Origin of the sequence: Mesorhizobium sp. M7A.F.Ca.US.005.03.2.1 (assembly GCF_003997795.1) — a bacterium.
Classification (GTDB): Bacteria; Pseudomonadota; Alphaproteobacteria; order Rhizobiales; family Rhizobiaceae; genus Mesorhizobium; species Mesorhizobium ciceri.
On the sequence record NZ_RZRP01000598.1, the window covers coordinates 1 to 3,964 of the forward strand.

At 64.0% G+C, this 3,964-nt stretch carries 3 protein-coding genes and 1 pseudogene; all 4 read left to right on the forward strand.

Features of this window, described 5'->3' with window-relative positions; genetic code table 11:
- Positions 1–2,223 (forward strand): translation initiation factor IF-2 (gene infB, locus EN991_RS26425; RefSeq protein WP_127369866.1); only part of this gene is annotated, 2,223 nt, incomplete at its 5' end.
- A gap of 125 nt (positions 2,224–2,348) precedes the next feature.
- Positions 2,349–2,789, forward strand: a complete 441-nt coding sequence (rbfA, locus tag EN991_RS26430) for a 30S ribosome-binding factor RbfA (RefSeq protein ID WP_024503464.1) — start codon at positions 2,349–2,351, stop codon at positions 2,787–2,789.
- Entirely contained in the window at positions 2,789–3,784 is a 996-nt protein-coding gene (truB, locus tag EN991_RS26435; protein ID WP_127369867.1) for a tRNA pseudouridine(55) synthase TruB, read from the forward strand. The genes rbfA and truB overlap by 1 nt, the downstream gene beginning before the upstream one ends.
- A 44-nt stretch (positions 3,785–3,828) precedes the next feature.
- Positions 3,829–3,964 (forward strand): annotated as a pseudogene (locus tag EN991_RS41815) (magnesium and cobalt transport protein CorA); the annotation flags it as partial.

Consider the following 3,964-nt stretch of genomic DNA (forward strand, 5'->3'; position numbering starts at 1 on the left):
CTCGAAGGCTCGAAGGTTCGCGAGGTCGAGGACCGCCAGCGCGCCGCCGAGGATGCCAAGCGTCGCGCCGAGGACGAAGAGCGCCGCAAGCGCGAACGCGATGAATCCGCGCGCCGCCAGGCCGAGGAAGAAGCACGGTTGCAGACCGAGGCCGAATCCCGCCGTCGGGCCGAGGAAGAGGCGCGTCGCCGCGCGCCATTGGCTGCCGAACTGGCAACAGTCGATGACGAGGAAGTGGCCAAGCCGAAGCGGGTTGGCGCCGGCGCACCGGTGCGCCGTCCGGTCACGCCTGAAGCGGCGCGTCCGGCCAAGCCGACCAAGAGCGAGGAAGATCGCCGCCGTGGCAAGCTGACGCTGAATTCGGCATTGTCCGACGAAGATGCGCGAGCCCGTTCGCTGTCGTCGATGCGTCGCCGCCAGGAAAAATTCAAGCGCGCGATGCACAATGAGCCGCGCGAGAAAGTCATGCGCGAAGTGATCCTGCCAGAGACCATCACCATCCAGGAACTGGCGCAACGCATGTCCGAGCGCGCGGTCGACCTGGTCAAGTTCTTCATGAAGCAGGGCCAGATCCTGAAGCCGGGCGACGTCATCGACGCCGACACGGCCGAGCTGGTCGCCACCGAATTCGGCCACACGGTCCGCCGCGTCGCCGAGTCCGACATCGAGGAAGGCCTGTTCAACATCGCCGACAATGCCGAGGACCTGGTTTCGCGTCCGCCGGTCGTGACGATCATGGGTCACGTCGATCATGGCAAGACCTCGCTGCTCGACGCGATCCGCAACGCCAATGTCGTCTCCGGCGAAGCCGGCGGCATCACCCAGCATATCGGCGCCTACCAGGTTGAGAAGAATGGTCACAAGATCACCTTCATCGACACGCCCGGCCACGCCGCCTTCACGGCGATGCGTGCTCGTGGCGCCCAGGCGACCGATATTGCCATCCTGGTGGTTGCGGCCGATGACAGCGTCATGCCGCAGACGATCGAATCGATCAGCCATGCCAAGGCGGCCGGCGTTCCGATCATCGTGGCGATCAACAAGATCGACAAGCATGATGCCGATCCGCAGAAGGTGCGCTCCGAACTGCTGCGCCACGAGGTTTTCGTCGAATCCATGGGCGGTGAAGTTCTGGACGTCGAAGTGTCGGCGACCAAGGGCACCAATCTCGACAAACTGCTCGAGGCGATCCTGCTGCAGGCCGAAATTCTCGACCTGAAGGCCAATCCGGACCGTACCGCCGAAGGCGTCGTCATCGAGGCCCAGCTCGACAAGGGCCGTGGTCCCGTTGCCACCGTGCTGGTGCAGACCGGCACGCTGATGCCGGGCGACATCCTCGTTGCCGGCAATGAATGGGGCCGGGTGCGTGCGCTGGTCAACGATCGTGGCGTGCAGATCAAGGAAGCGCCGCCGGCGATGCCGGTAGAAGTGCTTGGCTTGCAGGGCACCCCGCAGGCCGGCGATCGCTTCGCCGTGGTCAATAACGAGGCCCGTGCCCGCGAGATCACCGAATACCGCCAGCGTCTGGCGCGCGAGAAGGCGGTTGCCAAGCATGCCGGCCAGCGCGGTTCGCTCGAGCAGATGATGTCGCAATTGCAGACAAGCGGGCTGAAGGAATTCCCGTTGGTCATCAAGGGCGACGTGCAGGGCTCGATCGAGGCGATCAACGCCGCACTCGATAAGCTCGGCACCGACGAGGTTCGTGCACGCATCGTCCATGCCGGCGCCGGCGCCATTACCGAAAGCGACGTGTCGCTGGCCGAGACTTCGGGTGCCGCGATCATCGGCTTCAACGTCCGCGCCAACGTCCAGGCACGTGCCGCTGCTGCGGCGGCTGGCATCGAGATCCGCTACTACTCGATCATCTACAACCTTGTGGATGACGTGAAGGCGGCTCTGTCGGGCCTGCTGTCGCCGGAACGTCGCGAGACCTTCATCGGCAATGCGCAGATCCTCGAAATCTTCGACATCACCAAGGTCGGCAAGATCGCCGGCTGCCGTGTCACCGAAGGCAAGGTCGAGCGTGGTGCGGGCGTGCGCCTGATCCGCGACAACGTCGTCATCCACGAAGGCACGCTGAAGACGCTGAAGCGCTTCAAGGACGAAGTTTCGGAAGTCCCCGGCGGCCAGGAGTGCGGCATGGCCTTCCAGAACTACGAGGACATGCGCGTCGGCGACGTCATCGAGTGCTTCCGCGTCGAGATGGTGACCCGGACACTCTGAGTTCGAATGACTTGTCCATACCGGGCGGTGGTCGAAAGGCCGCCGCCCCAAGTCTATTGAGAATGCCCATATGAGACATGCGGCACGGTTCCATCCCGCGCCTCACGCTTTCAGGATTGAGAAAAATGCCCCGTCCAACCGCATCCAGCCCATCCCAGCGCATGCTGCGCGTCGCCGAACAGGTGCGCCATGCGCTATCCGAAACCCTGCAGCGCGGCGAGATCATCGATCCGCTGATCGAGAACACCGTGGTGTCGGTCTCGGAAGTGCGCATGTCGCCCGATTTGAAGGTCGCTACCGCTTTCGTCTCGCCGCTCGGCGCCAAAGATGCCGATGCGGTGGTCGAGGCGTTGAACAAGCATGCGAAATTCGTCCGTGGCCGTGTCTCCGGCGCGCTGCGGCAGATGAAGTTCATGCCTGAGTTCCGCTTCAAGCTCGATACCTCCTTCGACAATTTTGCCAGGATCAACGACCTCTTGAAATCGCCGGAAGTGGCGCGCGATCTGGGTCCTGAGGACCAGGAAAACGCGGACCAGGACAAAGACGACAACAAGGACACCGAATAGTGGCGCGTCGCGGCAAGAAGAAGGGCCGGCCGATCTCGGGCTGGCTGATCCTGGACAAGCCGGTCGGCATGGGCTCGACCGAAGCCGTCTCCAAGATCAAATGGCTGTTCCAGGCGGAAAAGGCCGGCCATGCAGGCACGCTCGACCCGCTGGCATCCGGCATGCTGCCGATCGCGCTTGGCGAGGCTACCAAGACCGTGCCTTACGTGCAGGACGGCGCCAAAATCTATCGCTTCACCGTTGCCTGGGGACAGGAGCGTTCGACCGATGACCTCGAAGGTCCGGTGACGAAAGAATCCGACCTGCGTCCGTCGGAAGCCCAACTGCTCGCCCTGCTGCCGAAATACACCGGCGTCATCATGCAGACGCCGCCGCAATTCTCGGCCATCAAGATCGCAGGCGAGCGCGCCTATGATCTGGCCCGCGACGGCGCGACGGTCGACATACCCGCGCGCGAGATCGAGATCGGCCGTCTGGACGTTGTCGAGCATGGCGCCGACCATACTGTTTTCGAGGTCGAGTGCGGCAAGGGCACCTATGTGCGCTCGCTGGCCCGCGACATGGGCCGCGACATCGGCTGCTTCGGTCACATCTCCGAATTGCGCCGGGTCGAGGTCGAGCCGTTCACCTCGGAAGACTTCGTCACCATCGCCGAACTGGAAGCCGCCCGTTTCGGTGTGGAGGAGGTCGACAGCTCGGACACGACAGAAGCCGCTGACAAGGCAGAGGCTGCCGACAAGGTGGAAGCGCCAATCGACTTCGACGCCATCGATGCGCTTCTGGTCGACACATCGGCTGCCCTCGATTGCCTGCCGCAGATCGCCATCAGCGATGACGCGGCAACCAAGATCCGCCTCGGCAACCCGGTCATCATCCGCGGCCGCGACGCACCGGTGGAAGCCGAAGAAGCCTGCGCCACGGCGCGCGGCAAGCTGGTCGCCATCGGTGCCATTGAGCAAGGCATGTTCAAGCCCAAGCGGGTCTTTGCCGGTTGATTCCTGTCGTCTAATGTCGAGGCGAGGACTCGCACGAGGGGAATATGGCAAAGGCTGAGACCGTGAAGACGCGGGCACCGGCGAAAACGCGGCGGCCGCCGGTCGGTGCGTCGCCCGGCACGCTGATCGCCGACCCGTCGGCGCGTCGCTCGGAACTGCGTCTGACGCTGATCTCGCCCG

Bases quoted from the DNA above. Each gene is read 5' to 3' on its own strand.
- rbfA (WP_024503464.1), top strand. From the start codon at position 2,349: ATGCCCCGTCCAACCGCATCCAGCCCATCCCAGCGCATGCTGCGCGTC.